Source organism: Leptospira vanthielii serovar Holland str. Waz Holland = ATCC 700522 (genome assembly GCF_000332455.1).
Classification (GTDB): Bacteria; Spirochaetota; Leptospiria; order Leptospirales; family Leptospiraceae; genus Leptospira_A; species Leptospira_A vanthielii.
This window is the reverse complement of the sequence record NZ_AOGY02000070.1, coordinates 1-19,805: the sequence shown is the minus strand read 5'-3', so window position 1 is coordinate 19,805 and position 19,805 is coordinate 1. Positions and strand designations below refer to the sequence as shown.

General features: G+C 39.4%; 19 protein-coding genes and 1 pseudogene. 13 read left to right on the top strand and 7 right to left on the bottom strand.

All coding sequences use genetic code 11. The features are described 5' to 3' along the window. Positions 1–13: 13 nt before the first annotated feature. Together LEP1GSC199_RS17135 and LEP1GSC199_RS17130 are read right to left on the bottom strand one after the other, a co-directional pair. Positions 14–1,996 carry a 7TM diverse intracellular signaling domain-containing protein gene (locus LEP1GSC199_RS17135; protein ID WP_002988596.1) on the bottom strand — a complete coding sequence of 661 codons (1,983 nt, stop codon included), beginning with the start codon at positions 1,994–1,996 and terminating at the stop codon, positions 14–16. 68 nt (positions 1,997–2,064) lie between these two features. Then, positions 2,065–2,391 (bottom strand): LB_289 family protein, encoded by a 327-nt coding sequence (locus LEP1GSC199_RS17130; RefSeq protein WP_002988608.1) that lies wholly within the window; start codon positions 2,389–2,391, stop codon positions 2,065–2,067. Between the two features lie 123 nt (positions 2,392–2,514). On the opposite strand from LEP1GSC199_RS17130, the gene LEP1GSC199_RS17125 reads away from it, so the two are divergent. From LEP1GSC199_RS17125 to LEP1GSC199_RS17090, 8 genes are all read left to right on the top strand, one after another. Next, positions 2,515–2,874 (top strand): LIC_11090 family protein, encoded by a 360-nt coding sequence (locus LEP1GSC199_RS17125; protein WP_232420823.1) that lies wholly within the window; start codon positions 2,515–2,517, stop codon positions 2,872–2,874. Positions 2,875–3,070: 196 nt separating this feature from the next. Next, complete coding sequence (locus tag LEP1GSC199_RS17120) at positions 3,071–3,916, top strand: MbnP family copper-binding protein (protein WP_002988452.1); 846 nt, start codon at positions 3,071–3,073, stop codon at positions 3,914–3,916. A 57-nt stretch (positions 3,917–3,973) separates the two neighbouring features. Continuing rightward, complete coding sequence (locus LEP1GSC199_RS17115) at positions 3,974–5,179, top strand: MbnH family di-heme enzyme (RefSeq protein ID WP_002988644.1); 1,206 nt, start codon at positions 3,974–3,976, stop codon at positions 5,177–5,179. Continuing rightward, positions 5,179–6,075, top strand: coding sequence for a hypothetical protein (locus tag LEP1GSC199_RS17110; protein ID WP_002988539.1), 897 nt, complete (start codon positions 5,179–5,181; stop codon positions 6,073–6,075). Before LEP1GSC199_RS17115 ends, LEP1GSC199_RS17110 begins: the two co-directional genes overlap by 1 nt. Further along, positions 6,072–6,983 (top strand): LIC11086 family outer membrane transporter, encoded by a 912-nt coding sequence (locus LEP1GSC199_RS17105; RefSeq protein WP_002988729.1) that lies wholly within the window; start codon positions 6,072–6,074, stop codon positions 6,981–6,983. Before LEP1GSC199_RS17110 ends, LEP1GSC199_RS17105 begins: the two co-directional genes overlap by 4 nt. A 64-nt stretch (positions 6,984–7,047) precedes the next feature. Further along, complete coding sequence (gene ccrA, locus LEP1GSC199_RS17100) at positions 7,048–8,295, top strand: crotonyl-CoA carboxylase/reductase (RefSeq protein ID WP_002988677.1); 1,248 nt, start codon at positions 7,048–7,050, stop codon at positions 8,293–8,295. Between the two features lie 176 nt (positions 8,296–8,471). After that, positions 8,472–8,903 carry a VOC family protein gene (locus LEP1GSC199_RS17095; protein WP_002988447.1) on the top strand — a complete coding sequence of 144 codons (432 nt, stop codon included), beginning with the start codon at positions 8,472–8,474 and terminating at the stop codon, positions 8,901–8,903. Between the two features lie 52 nt (positions 8,904–8,955). Next, positions 8,956–9,966 (top strand): zinc-dependent alcohol dehydrogenase family protein, encoded by a 1,011-nt coding sequence (locus tag LEP1GSC199_RS17090; RefSeq protein WP_002988419.1) that lies wholly within the window; start codon positions 8,956–8,958, stop codon positions 9,964–9,966. Positions 9,967–10,014: 48 nt separating this feature from the next. On the opposite strand, the gene LEP1GSC199_RS17085 is transcribed toward LEP1GSC199_RS17090, so the two are convergent. Further along, entirely contained in the window at positions 10,015–10,416 is a 402-nt protein-coding gene (locus LEP1GSC199_RS17085; protein ID WP_002988668.1) for a DUF2721 domain-containing protein, read from the bottom strand. Between the two features lie 96 nt (positions 10,417–10,512). Then, positions 10,513–10,734, bottom strand: a complete 222-nt coding sequence (locus tag LEP1GSC199_RS17080; RefSeq protein ID WP_002973441.1) for a DUF1858 domain-containing protein — start codon at positions 10,732–10,734, stop codon at positions 10,513–10,515. A gap of 63 nt (positions 10,735–10,797) precedes the next feature. Here LEP1GSC199_RS17080 and LEP1GSC199_RS17075 point away from each other — a divergent pair, with 63 nt between their 5' ends. Then, the gene (locus tag LEP1GSC199_RS17075) at positions 10,798–11,196 is read left to right on the top strand and encodes a 6-carboxytetrahydropterin synthase (RefSeq protein WP_039927295.1); all 399 of its coding nucleotides are present in this window, start codon (positions 10,798–10,800) and stop codon (positions 11,194–11,196) included. 422 nt (positions 11,197–11,618) lie between these two features. Beyond that, complete coding sequence (locus tag LEP1GSC199_RS17070; RefSeq protein WP_002988510.1) at positions 11,619–13,433, top strand: histidine kinase dimerization/phosphoacceptor domain -containing protein; 1,815 nt, start codon at positions 11,619–11,621, stop codon at positions 13,431–13,433. A 26-nt stretch (positions 13,434–13,459) separates the two neighbouring features. Here LEP1GSC199_RS17070 and LEP1GSC199_RS17065 read toward each other — a convergent pair whose 3' ends face one another. Next, positions 13,460–14,026 (bottom strand): TetR family transcriptional regulator, encoded by a 567-nt coding sequence (locus tag LEP1GSC199_RS17065; RefSeq protein ID WP_269746536.1) that lies wholly within the window; start codon positions 14,024–14,026, stop codon positions 13,460–13,462. A gap of 200 nt (positions 14,027–14,226) precedes the next feature. Between LEP1GSC199_RS17065 and LEP1GSC199_RS17060 the strand changes: the two genes are divergently transcribed. Together LEP1GSC199_RS17060 and LEP1GSC199_RS17055 are read left to right on the top strand one after the other, a co-directional pair. Continuing rightward, entirely contained in the window at positions 14,227–15,312 is a 1,086-nt protein-coding gene (locus LEP1GSC199_RS17060) for a ferredoxin reductase (protein ID WP_002988688.1), read from the top strand. 31 nt (positions 15,313–15,343) lie between these two features. Continuing rightward, positions 15,344–16,525 (top strand): fatty acid desaturase family protein, encoded by a 1,182-nt coding sequence (locus LEP1GSC199_RS17055; protein WP_002988584.1) that lies wholly within the window; start codon positions 15,344–15,346, stop codon positions 16,523–16,525. A gap of 96 nt (positions 16,526–16,621) precedes the next feature. Here the strand turns inward: LEP1GSC199_RS17055 and LEP1GSC199_RS17050 are convergent, their stop codons facing one another. Beyond that, positions 16,622–18,166 (bottom strand): acyl-CoA dehydrogenase family protein, encoded by a 1,545-nt coding sequence (locus tag LEP1GSC199_RS17050; RefSeq protein ID WP_232420822.1) that lies wholly within the window; start codon positions 18,164–18,166, stop codon positions 16,622–16,624. 53 nt (positions 18,167–18,219) lie between these two features. Further along, a pseudogene (locus LEP1GSC199_RS17045) lies at positions 18,220–19,215 on the bottom strand (IS30 family transposase). Between the two features lie 65 nt (positions 19,216–19,280). Between LEP1GSC199_RS17045 and LEP1GSC199_RS17040 the strand changes: the two are divergent. After that, the coding region (locus tag LEP1GSC199_RS17040) for an HmuY family protein (RefSeq protein WP_039927250.1) at positions 19,281–19,805 on the top strand (525 nt) is incomplete at its 3' end.

Here is a 19,805-nt window from a genome sequence, read left to right as displayed (position 1 = left end):
TCCGCATTTTCTGTTATGTAATTTCGAATAGAATAAAAGTTATATCATCGTCTGCGGGACCTTCTTTGTTCCGTAGGCGAATGTGTCCATCAATACCGCCATACAAAGCTTCCACCGATTCTTTTTTTCTGACGAGTAACCAGTCCAAAAGCTCTTCTTCCCCTGAATCTGAGTCTCCATTTTCCCATAAATCCCAAATTCCATCTGTAAATAGTAAAATTTTATCACCAGGAGATAGTTTGTGAACTTCTTCTGGGTAATGTACTTCTTTGGAATATCCGATGAGTTTCCCTTTGGGTCTGATCACCTCGATTGAAGTGGAATTTTCATTGAACTTGTATAAGGCGGGATGACCTGCGTTTGCCACTTTTAATTGTTTTAGTTCCAAATCGATAAAGATAGCACTAGCCGTCAAAAATTGATTTTTATAATTTCCGGCAAGGGATACATTGATACTTTCCAAAACCTTTCCTGGTTTGTTGGCAAAAGCTAACGTCTGCATGTAAGCGATCTTTAACATGGCAGCTTCAATGGCGGCCGGTACTCCGTGTCCAGTCACATCGGCAATCAAACAACAGATCTGGTGTTTCCCAAAAACGGAGATATCGTAAAAATCACCACCTACCAAAGAAGCAGGGAAGTATCCTGTTTTGATGACGAGTCCTGGAAATTTGGGAAGGATTTGTGGGAGAGTGGATTCCTGGAGTTTTTGGGCTAATTTTAATTCTCTGCCATAAGCGATTAACTTTTGTTTGTTGATTTCTGCTTTGAATTGAATTTTGTCTTTTTCTTTGCGAACAACGGAAATTCTATCTCCCAGACCAAATGCCATGAGTAACACTTCGATAGCCATTCCTACTTGGAATGAATTTTCTGTGAAAGCATTCACCGGAAAAAATCCCATATATCTTAGAACGGTGGCGAGTCCTCCAACAATCACCATCAAATATCCGGAAAAATAGAATCGTGCTGGAGGAAATTTTTTTACGAATGCGATGTAATAAGAAACAAACAAAGCAAAGAATGCGAGTAAAAAGGAAAAAATATCTCCAGCTTGGTTCATTAGGCGGTACGGTAAAAAAGGAAGTAGGCAAATGCTAATGATAGGAATGGTTGCTAATGCCAAAAACCATTTGTAGATGAGAGGTGCATTTTCCTTTAGGTTCATAAAGGTGATGCTCATCGGAAAACAAGTGAATAAAAATAGAAAGTAGAGAAGGTTATGCGAATTATAAACGAACTCAGGTGAGTTCGGGAAAAATAAAACAGGTAACAAACCTTGGAGCGAAAATTGAAACAAAATTGCTGAAATAAGTAAATACAAAACATAAAAGATGTATGCTTTGTCTCGCACCATAAAATAGACAAAAAGATTGTAAATACTCATCACACCGACAATCCCAAAAAAAATACCTTGGAGGAGAGTATCAAAAGAGACAAAAGTATAAAAATTCTTTTCTTCTGCTACCATGAGGGGGACCGACATGGAACTATCTGTTTTTACTCCTACAAAATAAGTTACGGTTTCTTTTGTTAATAAATCCGTTGCAAAACTAAACCCTCGATAATCAATGTCTCGGTTTTCGAATGGGAATCGTCTACCTTGTTGGTTTTCTGAAATTTCACCTGATTCCCGTAATGCGAAAAATTTGACATCATCTAATAGTGGATATTTGATGTAAGTGATGATTTGTTTGGACTCGTTTTCATCATTATGAATGACAAAACAAAACCAATACTGTTTGTCGGTGTTTCCGAAATTGGGAATGACTCCATTTGATTTTTGTAATGCTGTTGTTTGGAATTGGTGAGAAACTTCGGCCACCGAATGGAGGGAAGGACTCGCAGTGAAATAAACCAAATGGTCGGAAAGGTCGTAGGTATTTCCATTCGTGACAGAAAGCGGAACTGGACTTGTGTTTGGACAGTCTTTTGGGTTAGAAAATAGGTTGGTATGAAAGAGACATAACAGAATGAAGGTGAAGGTCTGTTTCATACAGGAAGGTCACAAGTATGAGACGAAGACCTTCCGTTGTAAATCTGTTTGTAGCGGAAAAAAAGGAATTAAGCGGTGACGGCAGGAATCCCTGCAAGGATACGAAGGGAGTCGTAAGCCTTTTCTTTTTGTTCCACTTTGGTTTTATTCACAGCCTTGCGAATGATTACATCCCATTGTTTTTCTGGATGTTCCATTTTCATGTTTTCCAGAATTTCTAGAATGTTTTCATCTTCGGCTGCATTAAAAATCTCATCCGAATCATAGCGAAACATTCCAAAAAGGGTATCGATATAGTCGCCCACGCTCATGGCTTCTTTTTCACCAGGTTGGATTTTTTTCTTTTCTGCTTTTCGCAGTTCTCGTTCCCTGCGTTCTAGTTCCGTGCGTTTCATCTGATGGCCTCTAGCTCGTTTGCATTGGTTCCAATACCATGTTTTCAAAGGGCAGGAGGGGCGACACTAAATTTGTCCAAAAATTGGCTCGATTTTTGGGTTGGGTGGCTAAGTATGGGGTAGATGTTCTGCAAACGGTGGATCGCCGGTAGTTTGGCCTTATTCCTTTGCACTCAATTCCTGTTTTTAGGGAGTGGGTTACTTGGGTATTGCCTCGAGTCCAACTCAAAAATCTGTCATTGCAACCATGGATCCAAAAAGGAAAAACATGCGAATGGGGAAGACAAACTCTTTTCTGAAGGAAATGGAACATCTGTTACCTCAAGCGACTCGAATGACCACCATACCACAAAAGAACTCGCCCTGAAACCCACCTGTCATGACGCCAAAGATGGTGAGGCCCACCTTTGTTCTTGTAAAAAGAAAAAAAGGACGCACTTTCTTTACGATCTCACCACCAAACTATGGACAGACCCAATTTAGCTTTTGGTTTTGCGAATCCTTCTGTAATTTTTTATACGATTTATGAGTCTCCCTCCACTCTTCTGGATGGAAGAATCCCTACTTTACTGCGACCACCCTGTATCTAAATTTTTTAACTACAATCAAGTCTATTGGTAGATGATGATTTTATCTACTGATTCAAAACAACAATCGTATTTTAGAATATTAGGTATTTATGAATTTATTTAAAACAATTATTATTTCCATTTCGGTTATTGGATTGGTTTCCTGTACTCCGAAATCCAAATCTGAAGACACAGAAACATTAACAGCTTTGGCTTTGGCATGGCCCCAACCTGTCACTTTAGAATTTGAAGCATTGGCAAATGGGCAAAAGTTAGTTACTGGTACGAATATTACTGCCGATAGTCGAACAGTCCAGTTTCGCGATTTCCGATTGTACATTTCCGATGTAAAGTTAATAAGGGCAGATGGTTCTGCTGCTGATGTATCTTTAAGTGCTGACAATGTTTGGCAATCCAATGGTGTGGCTCTTGTGGATTTGGAAACAACTCAAACATCAGAAACAAATACAAAAGTTACTGGTGGTGTGGCACCTGGCACATATACGGGAGTCCAATTTTCTGTAGGTGTTCCGGAAGCATTAAACCATTTAGATAAAAATGTCCAGTTGGCACCACTTAATATCGGTTCTATGTATTGGTCTTGGACTGGTGGGTACAAACATGCGAATCTTGAGTTCAGCGTTAATTCAGGTACTAACTTTACAAAATTGCATTTAGGCTCGACGGGTTGTACTGGTGCCCCTAACTACGGTAATTGTACTGCTAAGTATAGAGCTTCCATTCAACTAACAGGACAATACAATCCAGCTGGTCAAAAGATATCCTTTAATGTGGACCAGCTGATTCATGGACACAATCCGGGAGCTGATGCATCATGTATGCCTGTACCAATGATGGGTGGGACTGCATGTGAATCCTTGATACAAGCATTTGGTTTGTCGAATGGTGGAGCAACAGACAGTTCCATCACACAACGAGTGTTTAGTCTCAAATAAATTTATATCACTAGGTTGGCAATTTTTTGCCAACCTAACTTTTAATAGGATACATTTATGAAGTTTATTCATTTTTCTATATTAGTTTTATTCAGTTTTCTTTTGGGTTGTAACATCCTCCCATTCCAGAAGAAGGAAAAAAACGATGATATGTTGTTATTAGCACTGGGAATTTTGGCCAGTGGTTCGGACTGGGTATGGGATTTACCACCAGGTTTTCCTGTGCCAAATGTTCCCGCAGACAACCCCATGTCAAAAGCTAAGGTCGAACTCGGCAGACATTTGTTTTACGAAAAAAAATTGTCAGGGAATGGAACGATGGCTTGTAGCGGTTGCCATTTTCAATCTTTGGCGTTTGCCGATGGAAAAGATTTTCCTAGTGGAATCACAAACCAAACACATCCGAGAAATGCCCAACATCTATCGAATGTTGCCTATATGCCAAGACTTACTTGGAGTAATCCTAAAATGACGAGTTTGGAATTACAAGCTCGTGCTCCTATGTTTGGTGAATCTCCAGTGGAACTAGGATTACAGAATAATAATTTTATAGGTGCATTGGCCTCTAATTCGATCTATCAGCCAATGTTTGAGCGCGCGTTTGGTGGCTCTGGGATTACTGAACAAAATGTGCGTTATGCTCTTGCGAGTTTTCAGAGAACCATGATTTCAGGGAATTCCAGATATGACCAATACACATTTAGAAATAACAAATCAGCATTAAATGCTTCCGAAATTCGTGGATTGAACATATTTAATGGTGAAGTCGCAGAATGTTTTCATTGTCATGGGGGGTTTAATTTTACGGATACCTCATTCCATGGAGGAGCCAAGGAAGAATTCTTTTACCATAGCAACGGGATTCATGATGATGCCTATTATGCGGGGCAAGTTAGTAACAAAAAAGGTTTATTTGACCTAACTGGTGTTGCATCCGATACAGGAAAATTTCGAGCACCATCTTTACGTAATATTGGTGTTACCTATCCTTATATGCATGACGGGATTTTTATGTGTGCGGATGCGAATAATCCAGACAAACCGGCTGGTGCCGGGAAGACCAAAGTAGACTGTGCAAGGGATGCACTCACCCAAGTTGTGAATCACTATCGTTCCGGTGGTCAAGCGCATATTGGAAAAGATGGGGCACTCATTCGGGCTTTTACAATTTCAGATTCCCAAAGGGATGATATGGTGAATTTTCTATTGGCTCTTACTGATGAAGAGTTTTTATCCAATCCTAAGTTTGCGAGTCCCTTTTGATGAAACATTTGGATAGTCGGCTTACCTTAATTTCTGGTTTTTTAGTTTTCTTCACTCACTGTACCTTTGGTTCGGTGGGTGATAGTAACAAAGACAAACTTGCGATCTTGCAGAATTTAATCTTTTTTAACAACAACCAAACGGTCGCCGTGGGAACAAATCTTCGATCTTACGATGACCAAGCGGATGATAATCTAAACCAGTTTAGTTTGACGAGTAATGCTGTTGTTTATAATATCACAATTCAAAGTAACACTGATATCAATTGGGAAACGGGAACCTATCGAATCAATCCGCCAAACCAGGTATTAGGTGTTTCTACTTCGAGTTCAGAAAAAAGTTCCACAGCAACAGCTAAGACCCATACCCCGTATACGGTTCCTCTGGATTTGCCTGCGGATGATTTGTATGGTAAATCGTATCCGTTTTTATCAGCAGGAACTGTGACCAACATAACTCAATACAATAGTACGGTGGATACGGGAGCTAGTTTCCTTTATCCCAACACTAGGCTTTCGAACATGCCACTGGGAGTGGTGGCGGTGGCCAATGTAAGTTGGGAAGAGATTTATATTCGAATGACGGTGAATGGAAACGATATAACAATCCTTCTGCCGCAAGGAAATAAACTGATTACACCAAAATGTAAAATTCCAATCAAACAGGGGCGGGCGAGTAATATAGAAATTCTAATGTCTCTTTCTTCATTGTTTCAAGATCGTTCCGTTTCAGGAACTCCTGTTCGATTTTTACAACAATTGGCCTTATTGTTTCCGGGAACTGTTGTCATCTCCAAAGTTTCGAATGTGCCCTTATACAATATCCTTCTCCAAAATCTCCAAGCCGAAGATATTGTTTTTAGTTTCCCTGGATGTTTTCCTGGAGTGGAACGATGAAACAAAGTTTTATTATCTTAATTATTTTATTACTTTCCATCCAGTCTCTCTATTCGCATCACACGGGTTCGTCGGATAGTCCCAATGCAACGGCCAGGTTTGTGGATCCGTTTACTGGAAAACGAGAGAAACCAACGAACTATTTGGTAATCACTCAGGATTATTACCAATCGACAAGGGAGAATAGTCACCTCTTCACAACCACAGCTTTTGCGGAGATGAATTTTTTTGATGGAAGGTTTGCTCTCAATGCTTCGGTTCCTTGGAATTATTACCAACAGAGAGGGAGAGAGGATGCGGCAAGGATTGGAAAAACTTACCTGGGTTTTAAATACCAACCCTTCTTTGATTTGGACAAACCTTACTTTTTTGTGATCGAAGGTTCTGTTGGTTTTCCGAGTGGTCCCGACACAGATCGGTTTACTGGTGGAAATTATTATACGGGAACAGGGTTTATCAAACTTGGCTATTTGTATGAGAAGTGGTCCTTTGTTACAAAAATCGGTGGACTCAGTCCGCTTTCGAGACCACAACCGAACAACTTACAAGACAACGACGGAGTTCCTTTTTATTTCAGGAAGGCTTCCGCTTCACCACCAGAACCAGAATATGAATTTAAAAAAACCGCACTTGTTTCGGCTTATGTGACGTATTATTTGATGCAAGAGATTTCTCTTTTTACCGGACTCTTGTATCGCAATCCCTATAACGGTGTTGATTATTCCAAAGAAAAAGATAAAGCCAATCCTTCTTATTTTACGGAAGCCAGTGCAGGGTTTTCTTGGAATTTTTCGGAGAAGTATAATATGAGTCTCGCCTATAGATACCCATTACAAAGGGATCGTGAGTACAGGCTCTATCAATCTGCGTGGACATTTGCCTTTTCTATGGAGTGGGGAAGCGATTGACAACTGATGCCTTTTTTAAAACGTTCTAAGAAACTCTATAAATTTTATTCGTAAAAGGTAATCTATGAGCAACGTAGAAATCGTACCAGTAGGGGAACTTCCTCCTATTGGAGTTGTGCCCAAAAAAATGCACGCGCAGGTCATTCGCCCGGAACGTTACGGCGAACCGAAAACTTCTTTCCAAGCAGAAGTCATTGATGTTCCGGAGATCGGTCCGAACGAAGTTCTCGTGGCCACAATGGCTGCTGGAGTCAACTATAACAACGTTTGGGCGGCCCTTGGGTATCCAGTTGATGTGATTGCGGCTCGTAACAAAAAAGGCGAACCGGAAAAATTCCACATTGGTGGATCTGATGCATCTGGTATTGTCTATAAGGTTGGATCTGAAGTTAAGAATGTGAAAGTGGGTGACGAAGTTGTTGTCCATTGTGCAATGTGGGATCCAAAAGATCCATGGGTTCTTTCTGGAAAAGATCCAATGTATGCACCTTCTCAAATCATTTGGGGATATGAATCCAATTGGGGATCGTTTGCTCAGTTTTGCAAAGTACAAGACCATCAGTGCCTACCACGTCCTCAACACCTAACTTGGGAAGCATCTGCAGCTTATATGTTAGTTGCTGCGACCGCCTACAGAATGTTACACCACTGGAAACCAAATGATGTAAAACCAGGAGATGTAGCCCTCATTTGGGGTGGAGCTGGTGGACTCGGTGCCATGGCGATTCAAATTGTAAAAGCAGCAGGTGGGGTTCCAATCGCAGTTGTATCATCTGATGACAAAATAGATTTTTGTAAAAACTTAGGTGCTGCTGGTGTGATCAACCGTAACAAGTTCAAACATTGGGGAGCCCTTACTTCCGATATCAACAAACCAGAAGCATTTGTTGAGTGGACCAAACAAGCTCGTGAATTTGGAAAAGCTATTTGGGACATTGCAGGAAAAGGCAAAAACCCTCAAATCGTTTTCGAACATCCGGGAGAAAGTACACTTCCTACATCCGTATTTGTCTGCGAAACAGGTGGAATGGTTGTGATTTGTGCAGGAACCTCTGGTTTCAATGCAACAGCTGACCTTCGTTATTTGTGGATGAGACAAAAACGTCTGCAAGGTTCACACTTCGCAAACGACGACAACTGCCGTGATTTGAACCAACTAGTGATCGATAAAAAAGTGGATCCAGTTTTGGCAGAAACTTACCGTTTCGAACAAACTGGTGAGTGCCATCAGTTGATGCGCGAAAACAAACACCCAGCAGGAAACATGTCAATCCTGGTTGGTGCAAAAACTACAGGTCTTGGGAAGAAGTAATTCTTTTCAGGTGAGTATTTAGGTACATGTCCCCGCCCTATTTAGACTGGGTGGGGTTAACCACCCGCCACCCAATGGTTCCTACTACCACGGAACGTCCGTTTTGTGAAGTCCGTTTCTGTTTTCTTAATTTTTTATTTTTATAAAGTTCATGTTTTAACAAGGGAGAGTCGTTTATGTATCCAAGAATCAACTTAATTACCTTAGGCGTGTCCGATTTGCATCGTTCCATCGACTTCTATGAAAAAGGTCTTGGTTGGAAACGATCAGAAGAAAGTAATGATAGTGTCGCTTTTTTTCAAATAGGGGCTGTCGTTTTTGGTTTGTTTGGTGAAGAAGATTTAGCCAAGGACATTGGAATCCCTTTCCAAAAACGCCAAGAGTTTTCTGGGATTACTTTGGCACAAAATCTCGCTAGTGAACCTGAAGTTGATTCTGTAATAGAAAAGGTGCGGACCTTAGGTGCCAAGATCCTTAAGGAACCTCAAAAAGTTTTTTGGGGTGGGTATAGTGCTTATTTTCAGGATCCAGACGGGCATATATTTGAACTGGCATACAACCCATTTTTTCCGTTAAATCAAAAGGGTGAAATTGTTCTTAGTAAGTAGTCGCGTTTAATCGTTGTTATATTTTGTAGTTTAAGATCACTCAGGGGAATAGATGAAACAGGCACAGATCCTTCGTTTTGGTTTGGATCATTTAAAAATTATTGATGTTCCTGAACCTACAAGTCCAGGTCCAACAGAGGTTTTGGTTCGTTTGCGAGCCGCATCTTTAAATTACAGAGACTCTTTAGTTGTCGAAGGAAAGTATAACCCTAAGTTCCCACTTCCGTTAGTCCCTTGCAGCGATGGTGCAGGGGAAGTGATTGGTATTGGTTCTCAAGTGACTGAGTGGGCTGTGGGGGATCGTGTTCTATTGACTTTTGCTCCCAAGTGGATCGCAAGAGATGCAACCCATGCAGAAATGCGTCATACCATTGGGGGCCCACTTCCCGGAACCTTGCGGGAGTTAGCTTTAGTGCCAGAGACAGGTCTTGTCCGCATTCCTTCGCATTTATCTTACGAAGAAGCGGCAACCTTACCTTGTGCAGCCCTCACTGCTTGGTCTGGTCTTTTTCAATTCAGCAATTTAAAACCTGGGGAATTTGTCGTTGTACAGGGAACAGGTGGTGTTTCTATCTTTGCTTTGCAGTTTGCTAAGTTTGTTGGTGCCAAAGTAATTCTTACTTCTTCCAGCGGCGAAAAGTTGGAACAAGGAAAAGAATTAGGTGCTGATTATTTAGTTAATTATAAGGAAACACCGGAATGGGGAAAGGAAGTCCGGCGGATTACGAAAAAAGTGGGAGCCGATCATATCATTGAAGTGGGGGGAGCTGGAACCTTAGAACAGTCCATTGCCGCCTGTCGCCCGTTTGGTGTGATCCATTTGATTGGAATTCTTGCTGGTAAATCTGGTGAACTGAATTTACTTCCTGCAGTTATGAACAATTTGAAAATCCAAGGTTTAGTTGTTGGAGGAAGAAAAGCCTTTATCGAAATGAACCAAGCCATTGAAACCTCTGGATTACGGCCTGTCGTAGATAAAGTGTTTTCGTTGGAAGAATCTGCGGATGCAATTCGCTATTTACGATCAGGATCTCATTTTGGAAAAATTGTGATTCGAATTTAGGATTCACCACTAACTTCTAAATAAATTCACTTTTAGAGGTAATTTTTTTTATTTAGATACAGGATTCAATACAGAATTTCTTTCTATGTCTAATGCGATAACGGATAAATGGATTTCAATCAGTGCCAGTATGAGAGAGATTACCATAAACAAAAGTGAAGAAGCAAATAAAATCCAAGCTACTATGTTATAAAATGGAATCATACCCATGGAGCAAGTGCACAAAATCAAACTAAAAATTCCGGCACTTTGAGAATACAAAATCAGAGAAATTCGAAACCTTAGGTTATGAATTTGTTTTTCTAGAATTTCTGATTTTGATTTTTCATATTCTGATAAGAGTTGTCTCGAAAGTTTTGCCAATCCAAAAAAACGATTGGTATAAGCTAACATAAGTAAGGAGATCGCTGGAAATAGAAGCCCAGGTATACTATAAGTTAGGTTGTCCAATCGAATTAACCTTGTCTGAGCTGAAGATCAACTAGCAAATCTTTGGTGGAGAAACACGAGGGCCACAATTCGGGCCCGGTGGGAGTGAATTGTCTTCTATTCTTCAGAAAAAAGGTTGTTCAGTGAATCGATGAGAGTGTCTACTTCTACACCGTAACCCATACAAACTTGTTCAATAGTCTCTACTTCATTGATGGAGCAGTGTGAACATCCACCTAAATGGTAGCTGGAGAAAACTAGACCTGCTTCTGGGTGGATTGCGATTGCCTCGCCCACAGTCATTTCTTTAAAAAAGCGCGGTTTTGTCGTTTCAGTCATCTTAAGAACCCTCGAAAGGAAATTACTATACAAATATTGGACTATGCTCTATTCGTCAATGGAATGTTTACCCAGGAAAACGGGAAATTTTATGTCCGAATTGAGGGACGGTTTGAGTCGGCCCATTTCCTCTACCAGTACTTTGCTGATGGCTCCGATGAGCCTATCCACGGCCATTCCTGGAAGGTAGAGGTATTTTTGGAAGGAAATACAAACATTCGCCCTGACGGCATTTCTTACGATTTTCTAACTGCCCGCACTAAACTTATGGAACTTGTGCATTCCATTGACCACATCCTAATCAATGACCATCCAGATTTTAAGGGGATCAATCCGACTTCCGAGAATGTGGCGCGTTGGTTTTATTTTGGTTTGAAGGAAGGTGTAAAATCCTCAGAAGGGCGGATCCGGCGGATCGTGATTCATGAAGGGCCAGAAAATCTTGCTTTCTTTGAACCCTAACCTAAATTCTCACCTATCTAATTGATAACAATAGTTAGGTACTACTCCTGATTTTTTAACCTTTCTCTAAGTAATCACTTACAAAACGATTTGTTCGGCCTAAACACCTATGTTTGTTTGTAAGGGGCTAAAACAAATTTGCTTCGAAGCAATTTTAGGTATCTGAAAAAAGAACATCTGATAGAAAAAACGATCCGTAGTTCGGATCCTTACGTAATATTTATGTCAACAAACATTCGTTTGTGCTTGAAAGTCGACATAATCCTTTTGACCACTGGACTTTTTAGAAATTAAGAACTGACATTCGTTCAACATTTGCCTTAAAATTTTATTGCACATGTTTTAGATTTTTTTCATTAAATTTTATCGTCTTAATCGATTGCTTTTCTATCGGCTAATTATGAAGATCGATAGAACACTCCATGCCACTTACGGAACTCAAACATAGTTTAGGTCATATTCTACTTGTGGAAGATGAAGCCATCTTGGCGATCTCACAATCAGAATTTTTGAAAAACAAAGGGTATTCAGTGCAGTATGTATCAAATACAAATGATGCTTACGACTATATAACATCGGGTGAGAAAGTAGATTTAATACTCATGGACATCAACCTTTCTGATGGTATGGATGGAATCCAACTTGCAGAAAAGATTCTCTCATTTCGTGAGATCCCTATACTTTTTGTCAGTGGTTATTCTGATAATAAAATATTGGATAGGGTTTGTAAGATAAAACACTATGGTTATGTTCCCAAAATTTCGAGTCCAGATATAGTAGAATGTATGATTAGATCTGCGCTTCAACTTTATAGGGCTGAACAAACGTTAGCTTTTAGGGAAAAAGAACTTCGAATTACTTTTGAGGCTATGGGTGATGGAGTAATTGTTCTTTCACCGGAAGGATTGATTCGAGAAATCAATCATAAAGCTTTGGATATGTTAGGGTATCAAAAAGCCGAAGTATTAGAAAAAGATCTCAACTCTTTTTTATATTTGGTTCAAGCGGATGCAAGGACCAGAGTGTCCTATCCTTTTTTTAACTCATCTAATGAATTACTTCAGACTGAACGTAGAAATGATTTGATTATCGTCTCTCGCACTGGTCGCGAAACGCATGTTACAGAAACTATATCTCCTATTTTAGATACTGAAAAAAATCTAAACGGAATTGTAATTGTTTTTAGAGAAACTCCAAGTGCGTCTGTGATGGTTCCCCCAAAGGATGGGGAAAGCCTGTATGCAAAGGTATTCCAACTGAGTCCCATTGCTATGGCCATTTCTACAGTCAAAGATGGAACTTATCTAGATGTAAACTCTTCTATGGAGACTATCTTTCAGTTGGAAAAATCCAAGGTTGTCGGCAAAAAAACAGAAGAGTTTAAGGCCTGGAGTAAGCCGGATCAAATAGAACAACTAAATAAAATCTATCAGGCAAACGGAAGGTTGTCTGGGGAAAGGATGTCTGTCGAACACACCGATGGAACCAAGTTTGAAGTTCTCGTCTTTAGCCAAGCCTTTGAAATTGCCGGGGAACATTTCAATTTATGGATTAACTTAGATGTCACAAAAATTTTAGATATCGAAGGTCGACTCGCAAAATCTTTAGAAGAAAAGGATGTTCTCCTAAAGGAACTACAACACCGAGTAAAAAATACTCTCGCTATCATTTCTGGTCTTTTGAATTTAGAATCTTTTAAAGTTGAAAATGAAGTCGCCAAACAATCGTTTTTGAATGCGCAATCCAGAATCATGTCTATGTCCAAGGTTTATGAAAACCTTTACCAATCGGAAGATTTGGAGTCTGTCGATCTACGTAAGTACATTGAGGATTTGGTATTTAGCCTTCACGATATCTTTGTACTTAATCCTACAAAAATAAGATTTGATGTGAAGTTAGAAGAGGTTCGATTGGATCTAAAAAGAACATTGCCACTTGGATTGATTCTCAATGAACTTTTAACCAATGCTTTGAAGTATGCCTATCCTAATGACAAAGGTGGAGACATCCGCATTCATTTGTCTCGTTCGAATGAAAATATTATTTTATCGGTTGGGGATGATGGAGAAGGATTGCCCGATTCAGTGAATATCGAAAAAGGAAATCATTTCGGATATGAGTTGATTCGTAGTTTGACCTCCCAATTAAAAGGAGTTTTCTCTTCTGTTTCTAAAAAAGGAGAGGGACTGAATATAATGATTTCTTTTCCTCAACATACCAAGGACAAAAATAGTTAAAAGAGTTTTTGTTTCCTTATCTTTTTTTACCTTCGTTTTCTCCCCCGAATCGTTCCAATAAAAACCAACCGAACTTGTTTGATCGTTTGTAATTTTAGTTTTCTCATTTCTGAATGGGCATCGGTCGCAAGATCTAAAAAATCAGAGGCCATTTGAAAACAAATACTAACAATCAACTCGGACGCAAATTGAATATCGGCTTCAGGAATCATTTTTGGCATTCGCATATCTTTGGCCAGTTCGGTGGCAATGGCCTTCATGGATTCTCGGATCTTTTCTCGGATTTTTTGATTCCCACCTGTCCGTTCCCTAGCAATGAAACGGAACTGGGATCGGTTGTTTGCTACGTAGTCGAAAAAAAATCCAATGGTCAGTCGGAGGGCTGATTTATAAGCGCCCTTATTTCTGGCGTCCCCCACAATGGCCTGGATTCGACCCCCGCAGTCATCCACCAAGGACAAACCCAATTCCTCCATATTTTTGAAATGTCGGTAAAAAGCTGCCGGAACAATCCCCGCCTCTCCAGCCACTTCTCGTAGGCTTAAATCTCCAAGCCCCTTTTCCTCACCCATGAGTCGTAACGCGCCCTCCAGCAGATTGCTGTGGGTTCGGAGCTTCTGGGCATATCATTTGTTGAGTTTCATGGGTTGAATTCAGTAAACGATTGTTCACTTTTTTAAAAATGCAAGGATTTAAACCCTGTTTTAGTGTTGACGTACCTAACGATGTAAATTAACACTATTAGATATGTCCGTGAACGAGTGTTCACTTAAATGCGAAATACGAGGCGAAAATGAAAACATTTCCTTTTATCTTTAATGAACCCAAGCAGTTCCTGAATTTCCTCCAACCCAAAGAGTGGGCGGATTTTCTGCTTGGTGAAATCAATCCGAGGTTCTCGGTAACAGCCATCAAAGCAAAGGTTGTCGCTGTCCGGGAAGAAACTGCGGATGCAAAAACTTTGGTTTTGAAGCCCAATTGGCTTTGGAAAGGATTTTCCGCAGGCCAACATATTCCTGTCACTGTGGAAATTGCAGGAAGGCGAGTGACAAGGTTTTATTCTTTGTCTTCCACTCCAGGTGAAAAGTATTTATCGATTACCGTAAAGCGCCAGTCAGGTGGTCTTGTTTCTAACTTTATTAATCAAAATATCAAAAAAGGTGATTTGTTGGAATTGGGCGAGGTTTCTGGAGAGTTTGTCCTTCCAAAGACATTACCTTCTAAGTTTTTATTTTTGGCGGGTGGAAGTGGAATTACTCCAATTCATTCCATTCTCAAACAACTTCAATCGTTGAAATACAATGGTAAAGTTACTCTTCTATACTTTGTTAGGTCTTTTGAAGATATCATTTTACGTTCTTCTTTAGAAGAGATCGCAAAAGCCACAGGTTGGTTAGAAATTCGTTATGTTTTTTCAGATGTTCCTAAAGACGGTTACGATTCGGGTTTTTTAACCAAAGAAATTTTACAGAAATATACTGATGATTTGAAATCTTATTCAGTTTATGTTTGTGGTCCAGCACCAATGCAAACCAAAGCTCTTTCTCTTTTGGAAGGAAACGAAGTGAAGTCGGAGTTATTTATGTTGCCTGGCCAATCTTCCGTGAAGGTAAAAAAAACAGGAACAGTAGATGTATTTCTTTCTCTCAGTCACAAAACCATTCAGGTGAAAGGGGAACGTTCCTTATTAGAAGAATTAGAAGAACAAGGAATATATCCTCAGAGTGGATGTCGAATGGGAATTTGCCATACTTGTGTTTGTAAAAAAGCGGCTGGTTCAGTAACGGATTTATCAAAAGACGAATTATCAGAGTTAGGTGAGGAGAACATTCAGATTTGTATCTCTCGTGCTGAATCAAATTTGGAATTAGAACTCTAGAAATTTAAAGAAATAATCATAGGAATAAAAAATGAGAACAATTAGCAAAAAATTAAACAAAGAAGAAATTGAATCTTTTGGAAAAGAAGTGGATGCACTTAAGGAAGAAGTGATGTCCAAAGTAGGAAAGGAAGATGCAGATCATATCCGATTCATGTATAAAACCTATCGATATACTGAAATCTTAGGTCGTGGACTCATTCACTTTAGTTTTGAACCAATTTCTTTTGTAGCAGGTACATTGTTACTCTCCATATCAAAAATCATAAACAATATGGAACTTGGTCATAATGTTCTACACGGACAGTATGACTGGATGAATGACCCTCGTTTCAATTCTAGAACGTTTGAATGGGACATTGTAAGTGATGCTCACCAATGGAAGTTTTATCACAATTATATGCACCATACATATACAAATGTTTTAAACAAAGACCATGACTATGGTTATAATTTTACTCGATTGACCGAAGGACAAAAATGGAAACCGGTCCATCTAACACAACCATTCACCAATTTATTCCTTGCGATGAACTTTCAGTGGGGGATTGGGGCACATGGATTCCGTGTAGAACACTTGGAAATTCCCAAAAAACAGAGAAATAAAAGAACTTTAAAAGATTTTAAGGCTGTTTTCTTTAAGAAGATTGAATTACAACTTGTAAAAGATTATATTTTGTTTCCACTTCTTGCCGGTTTAAATTTTCCAAAAATCATTCTTGGGAATATGATCGCAAATTTAATCAGAAACCTTTGGACTTATGCAGTGATCTTTTGCGGTCATTTTACAGAGAATGCAGAATCCTTTTCTGTAGAAGAAATTGTTGGTGAATCGAAAGCGCAGTGGTATTTGAGACAACTCAAAGGTTCTTCTAACTTAGATGGTAGTAAGTTGTTTTATACAATGACAGGACATTTGAGTCATCAAATTGAACACCACATGTTTCCTGGTATGCCAGCAAAACGTTATCGTGAAGTGGCTCCTCGTTTGAAAGAAATATGTGCTAAATATGGCCAACACTACAATACGGGAAGTTTTGTGAAACAGTTCGCTTCTGTGTGGAAACGTATCATTGCTTATTCTTTTCCTGATTCAATTGCAGGGAAATTAATGGGGAACCGTAAAGTGTATTTGGAACCAAAAGGTATCATTACTCAACCCAGTTTTCAAGTTTCCCTTCCAACTGGAGAGAAATCAGTCACCCTCACTTAACCTGAACCATTTTGGATTTTCCATTGGCGCATCTTGGAAAATCCATCCCTTTCCATGTTTAGGGGTCCTCAGTTTCGAGGACCCTTTTTTTTTACTTCATGTAAGTCTGATTTTATTTGCGGAAAGGATCGCCAAACTATCGTTATGAAATCCTTTACACCACTGGGTACGTAATTCCTTTCTTTTGGTAGATTTGTTTTTGGCTCTCTCCATCAGATAACCCACAACCACTCTTGCAGCCGATTCTACCACTTCGAAACTATATGTTTCTTTGGTTTGTTGATCTTCTATGGATTTGTATGTTTCTACAATGGATTCAAAGAGGTTTCTGATTTCTTGAAGTTTGGGATTGGATTCGCTTCCTTTTGCCAAATGGTCAAGGTATGCGCGGAAAGTACCTGTAGGACTCATTCCAGAAGTGACTCCTCCTATGGCTGCATTTACTTGGATTTGTGTGGTCCCATCGTAGATGTTGGTAATCCTTGCATCTCGGTAAAGTCTTGAAAGATCATAATCTTCTGTGTAGCCTGCGCCACCTAATACTTGTAATCCGTCGTAAACTAGGTCGTTACACATTTCGGAGTTGTAGTATTTGGAAATGGGGGTGAGGGTGTTTGCTACCTTTTCCCAAAACTTACCGATTTTGGATTCTTCTGGAGTTACCGTTCTTCCGTCTTCATACCAATAGTATTTGTCCACTGAATAAGCTGCCTCTACCATAAGGCAACGCATTGCGGCCAGTTCCCTTTCCATTCGATCCAACATACGACGTACTGCCGGAATTTCATAAATTGGTTTTCCAAATTGGATTCTTTCTTTTGCGTATTTGAGTGCCTCTTCATAAGCAGCAGTAACAATTCCTGTGCCTTGGGAAGATACGCTGAGGCGAGCACCATTTAACATTCCCATTACATACTTCACAAGTCCGAACCCTTCTTTGCCAACTAAGTGGCCTTCGCTATTTTCAAAAACAGTTTCACATGTAGCAGATGCTTTGATTCCCAGTTTTTTTTCAATTCCTTGGACTGCATAATTTTTGTTCTCAACAATAAAGAAAGAAAGACCTCTCGCTCCACTTTCTTGTGTTCCTGTTCTTGCTAGTGTGAGTGTAATGCCTGGACTTCCATTGATACCGCAAGCTACCGTTTGGAATCTTTTGGTTCCATTGAGTAACCACTTATCATTCGTTTTTGTTGCTTTGGTGGTTACATTCGGTAAATCAGATCCAAAGTCTGGTTCTGAAAGCCCCATAGTGACTGTATAGTTTCCTGAAATTAATTTGGGGATCCATTCTTCTTTCATCTCCTCTGTTGCACATACTTCTAAGATGGCAGCAAGGCCCATACTTCCGACAGCAATGGTGATTGAACTATCGGACCTGTACATGAGTTCTGCAATCATCGCTTTGATGATACTGGGTGTTCCTAGTCCACCATACTTTCTTTTAAAGGCAGCGGGGCCTAGACCTGCGTCATGGTACATCTTGATTACATCTACCATTTCTTGTGGGTGGATTACATTTCCATTATCAAATTTAAGTCCTTTAGAATCAACAATGGCTGCAACTTGAGATACATACATACCGCTGATTTCTCCACAGGATTTTAGAATTTCTTCATAAAATGATTTCGCCTCATCCACATTAGATGGTGCATACTCTAATCTCGGATTATTTTTTTGATAGATTCTAAAGTTTAACGCAACACTTCCTTTATTTTTTCCGCGGGAGTTTTCCAGCCAAGCGTTTTTCTTGGACGCTCATTTAAAAGCTTTTGGACTCTTTTCAGTTCTTTTCTTGATATATCATTAAAGTCAGTTTTTTTAGGAAAGAAATCTCTTATTAGCATATTCGTATTTTCACAAGTCCCCCTTTCCCAAGGACTTCCCGGATGACAAAAATATACTTTCATTTGAGTATCTTTTGTAAATAGCTTATGGTTACTCATTTCTTTACCTTGATCATAAGTTATCGAAAGTCTAAGCTCTGTTGGCATTTTTTTTAGTTCCTTGGCAAAACTTTTTCTGACGGTCTCAGCATCTGTGCTTGTTAAAGGAACCAGTATAACATTTCTAGTAGTTCTCTCTACAATTGTACCAATTATTGCACTTTTGTGATTCTTTCCAATTATCAAATCACCTTCCCAATATACGTGGAATTGATCTTTTTCTAACTGATTTTGGTCGTTCTTCAATGCTTATCATGTCTGGTATTTTACCTCTATTATCAGTATTTTCGACTTTTTGTAGGGTTTCATCTTTCGGCGTAGATAGCTTTGCAATTCCTTTTTTAGTTCGCCTCTCGGTAAAAGATAGATATAAGTATAAATAGTTTGATGGGAAACTGATTCTGTAATTCCGCTTGGCAGATTTTCTTTTAAAGACATCTCTATTTGCTCTGGTGACCATTTAAGTTCTAATTTAGATTTTATAAATTTTCGTAAATTTGGATGTTTTTGCAACTTTATTTTACCAGAATTTCTGGAACTTTCATTCTTCTGTGAAATGATTTGAGCATTTGATACTGAATAATTAATGAAAGAATTTCTTGAATAACCTTTAGATAATTCTCTGGAAATGCTTGAAGGACTTCGATTCAGTATCTTAGCTATACTTCTAATACTTTCCTCTTTAAATCGCATCTCAGCAATTACTTCCCTTTCTTTCAAATTAATTCTTGTATAATGATTCATTTATTAACACCTTATTCATTAGATTATCGGTGTTGCGTTAAAAATTTGATTCTACCTTTGTATTTATGAACTGTATTCCGGAAAAGGCATCTGACGACGGTTCTGCGGCTGCAATGTTGATTTTGGTGACAGAGGCAGTTTCTGCTTCCGAAGGAACAACAATCAATGCCTCTTCCACTACAACCTGGGTTTATGTGAACTTAAAAGCAAATGCAGCAATTGTTGGTGCTGGGGATGTTTGGGATTTAAGATTCAAAAGATATAATATAGGAACAAACAGCGGAACGAGTGGGACTGGGAATGGGGGAGCATGTAGTACTGGTTCAACAGATTTTTCTGCAACATATACAGGTTCCGAGTGTACGAAAGTGGTGGATATGCAATTGTCTTCGAGTGGTGGTGGGCCAATCTCTGGCTCAACTGAAAGTATCAATCCTGTAATCTCAGCCCCTTTGGATTTGGATCCAATGCCAGCAGGGTACGGCACTTGGTATAGTTATTCAAATACAATTCTAACTGCAAAAGCCACCGTTTACATCATCACCGGAGAAAACGGAGCCAAATATGTTTTGCAAATGTTAGATGAGTAT